This window comes from Streptomyces coffeae (assembly GCF_016741875.1).
In the GTDB taxonomy this organism is placed as follows: domain Bacteria; phylum Actinomycetota; class Actinomycetes; order Streptomycetales; family Streptomycetaceae; genus Streptomyces; species Streptomyces coffeae.
Genome location: NZ_JAERRF010000092.1, coordinates 1 through 3,525 on the forward strand (window position 1 = coordinate 1; position 3,525 = coordinate 3,525).

The 3,525-nt window shown below is 69.0% G+C and carries 1 protein-coding gene and 1 pseudogene; both read left to right on the forward strand.

Translation table 11 applies throughout. From position 1 onward, the window contains the following. Positions 1–137 (forward strand): annotated as a pseudogene (locus JK363_RS41025) (ATP-binding protein); the annotation flags it as partial. A gap of 336 nt (positions 138–473) precedes the next feature. After that, complete coding sequence (locus tag JK363_RS41030) at positions 474–3,494, forward strand: sensor histidine kinase (protein WP_201883425.1); 3,021 nt, start codon at positions 474–476, stop codon at positions 3,492–3,494. The last annotated feature ends 31 nt before the right edge of the window (positions 3,495–3,525 follow it).

The window sequence follows — 3,525 nt, forward strand, 5'->3', positions numbered from 1 at the left end:
ACCCCGAGGAGGTGCGCGAAGCGCTCCAAATCGGCCCGGACACCCCCATCATCACCACCGACGCCCGCCACCGCAGCGAGGCCAAGAGCGCGCTGATCACCCTGGTCGAGCACGCGCTGATGGCCCGGCTCAAGTAGGAGCCGGGCGCCGGAAGTTGTCCGGAACGCAACGTCGGAGCGGGCTGTGTCGGACGACACGGCCCGCTCTCCCGTTCATAACGTTTCGACAGAGAAAAACATCCGGATCGGCACGGAGTGCGTTCATCCCGCTCCGTTGCGCACTCAATTGGTTCGGTATTTGACACACCTCACCCGTAACGCCCGTTTTATCTCTGGTCTAGACAACAGGCTGACCGTTTTGCGCAGTGTTTGGAAAGCACCTGCGCGGCGTGCTGGAATTCGCTGAACTGGGCAGTAAGGGCTCAGCTGGAACGGCACAACATCAGGTGCCGACGCCGAGAGGTTGTTGGTCGAGTGAGGCGAAACAAGCCGGATCCCGCGCACGAGGCGCGAGGGAATTTCACCCCGCCGGCGCGTACGCGCACAGCGGCGTCGCCCGCCGATGCACCCGGACCGCCCGCCGACAACGGTGGCCGGTTCTCCCCGCGGAACTGGCGGGTACGCACGCGGCTCTACGCAATTCTGCTGATTCCGGTGCTGGTCGCCCTGGTCTTCGGTGGATTCCAGGTCGCCTCGTCGGTCAGGACCTGGGGTGAGGCGCAGGACGCCGAGCGCACCGCGCAGGTCGTCCGCGCCGCGGCGACCTACAGCCACGCGCTGATCGACGAGCGCGACCGCAGCGCCGGTCCGCTGCTCACCGGCACCAACGCCGATGTGGTGCGCAAGGCGCGGTCCGCCACCGACCAGGCGAAGCAGGAATTCGACGAGGCCGTCAAGGACATGCCGCGGACGGCGAGCCTCAAGCGGCGCCTCGCGGCGTTCCGTTCCACCGAACCGCAGCTCACGGCGCTGCGCAGCAACGCCTACACCGACCGTCTCGACGGCGTGAAGACCGAAGAGGGCTATGTCGCCATCCAGCACTCGCTGAACGAGTTCACCAACGAGCTGGGGCTGGGCACCGGCAACATCACCTCCTACGGCCGCACGGTCTACGCGATCACCCTGGCCAAGGGCGCCGAGTCGCTCCAGCGCTCCATCGGCACCCATCTGCTGGTCAAGCCCGGTCCCTCCGCGGCCCAGCGCAAGATCCAGCTCACCTCCTTCGGCTCATACGCCTACCTGGAGGCCATCGCCATCGGGGAGTTCAACTCCTCCGGTATGCCCGAGGACGTCTCGCAGCTCGAGGACACCATGGCCGCGGCCGAGAAGCGTGCCAAGGCACAGCTCGCCGAGGCGAAGCGGAAGGCCGACTCCGCGGGCCAGAAGTTCACCGCGCCGCCCTCCATGAAGCGCATGGTCACTGCCATCGGCAGTGGTGCCTCGCCGCAGGAGCTGAAGCGCCGGGGCATCACTCCGGACGTCTGGTTCAACGCCTCCACGGCCAAGTTCGACGCCTACCGGCAGGTTGAGCAGAGTCTGGTCGACAAGGCCGTGAACGAGGCAGCGCAAATCTCTTCGGATGCAAAGCGCGATGCGATCGTGAACTCCGCGATCGTGGTGCTGGCGCTGCTCGCCGCGTTCATCGTGGCCGGCCGGATGGCCCGTTCGATGAGCCGCAGCATGCAGCAGCTGCGCAACGCCGCCTTCGACGTGGCCGAGCAGCGGCTGCCCATGCTGGTCGACCAGCTCTCCCGGAACGACCCGGGACGGGTGGACACCCGCGTCGCCCCGATCCCGCTCAACAGCCAGGACGAGATGGGCGAGGTGGCCCGCGCCTTCGACCAGGTGCACCGCGAGGCGATCCGGCTCGCGGCCGAGCAGGCGATGCTGCGGGGCAACGTCAACGCAATCTTTACGAACCTTTCCAGTCGCAACCAGGGCCTCATCGAACGGCAGCTCACCCTGATCTCCGAACTGGAGAGCCGGGAGGCCGATCCGGACCAGCTGGAGCACCTGTTCCGGCTGGACCACCTGGCGACCCGTATGCGGCGCAACGGCGAGAACCTGCTGATTCTCGCGGGCGAGGAGCCGGGCCGGCGGTGGAACCAGCCGGTGCCGCTGATCGACGTCCTGCGCGCCGCCTCCTCGGAAGTGGAATCCTACGAGCGGATCGAGCTCGCGGGGATCTCCGAGAGCGACATCCACGGCACGGCCGTGACCGACCTGGTGCACCTCCTGGCCGAGCTGCTGGAGAACGCCACCACCTTCTCCTCCCCGCACACCAAGGTGCGGGTCACCGCGACACGGCTGCCCGACGGCCGGGTCGTGGTGGAGATCCACGACAAGGGCATCGGGCTCACCCCCGAGGACTTCGCCGACATCAACCACAAGCTGGCCAACCCGCCGACGGTGGACGCGGCGGTCTCCCAGCGCATGGGCCTGTTCGTGGTCGGCCGCCTCGCGGACCGGCACGGCATCCGCGTCCAGCTGCGCCCCTCCGGTGAGCAGACGGGGACCACCTCGCTGGTGATGCTGCCCGAGCCGATCACCCACGGCGGTGGCGGCGAGGAGCTGCCCCCGGACGACTTCACGGTCTCCCGGATCGTCCCCGAGCAGCAGCCCGCGTACGAGGACCAGACGGCCGCCTCCCAGCGGACCGCCGCCGAGCTGGGCTTCGACGACTCCCCGTACACCCAGGACGCGTTCCAGGGCCCGTACAGCGGGATGCAGGCCGCGACGCAGGAGCGGGAGCCCCGGCACGACCCGGCCCCCGCGGAGCCGGCCCAGCCGTCCTACGAGGCGCCGTCCTACTCTCAACCGGAACCGCGCTACCCATCACAGTCGGAGACCGGACAGCACCCCTACGTGGGCTACAACTCACCTTCCCAGCAGGGAGAGTGGGGCGATTCCGGATCATTCGAGATGCCCTACGCATCGCAGTTCGGGACCCAAACGGAATCAGGACCCAGCGCTCCCGAAGTCTCCGGGGACCGCGTAGAGTTCCACCGTCCGGGCCCCTCCCCGAGCGACAGCCGCTCTTTGACCGACGCCGGACTTCCGCGTCGTGGCAAGCAGTGGCAGCCGTCCGAGGACCCAGGGGCACAGGGAGTGGCCGGGGAGCCGGCGGCGCCCGCGGCGCCGGAGCGGCCTCACCATGCCCCCCAGCAGGAGGACACCGGCCAGGGCCAGTGGCAGTCGGAGAACGACCAGCGCTGGCAACGGGCCGAGCAGCTCCGCGAGCCGAAGGCCGGCGGGGTCACGTCCTCCGGTCTGCCCCGGCGGATACCCAAGGCCAATCTGGTCGAGGGCGCCGCCGAGCAGTCCGGACAGGGCGGCCCCCAGGTCTCCCGCGCCCCGGAGGACGTCCGCGGCAGGCTGAGCAACCTGCGGCGCGGCGTCCAGCGGGGACGGACCGCGGGATCCGGGATCCCCACGCGTGACCAGCATGACCAACAGGGCTACGGCCCCGGCAGCACCTACGATCAGGAGCGTTAGTGTGAGCCCGATGAGCCAGGCGGCGCAGAAC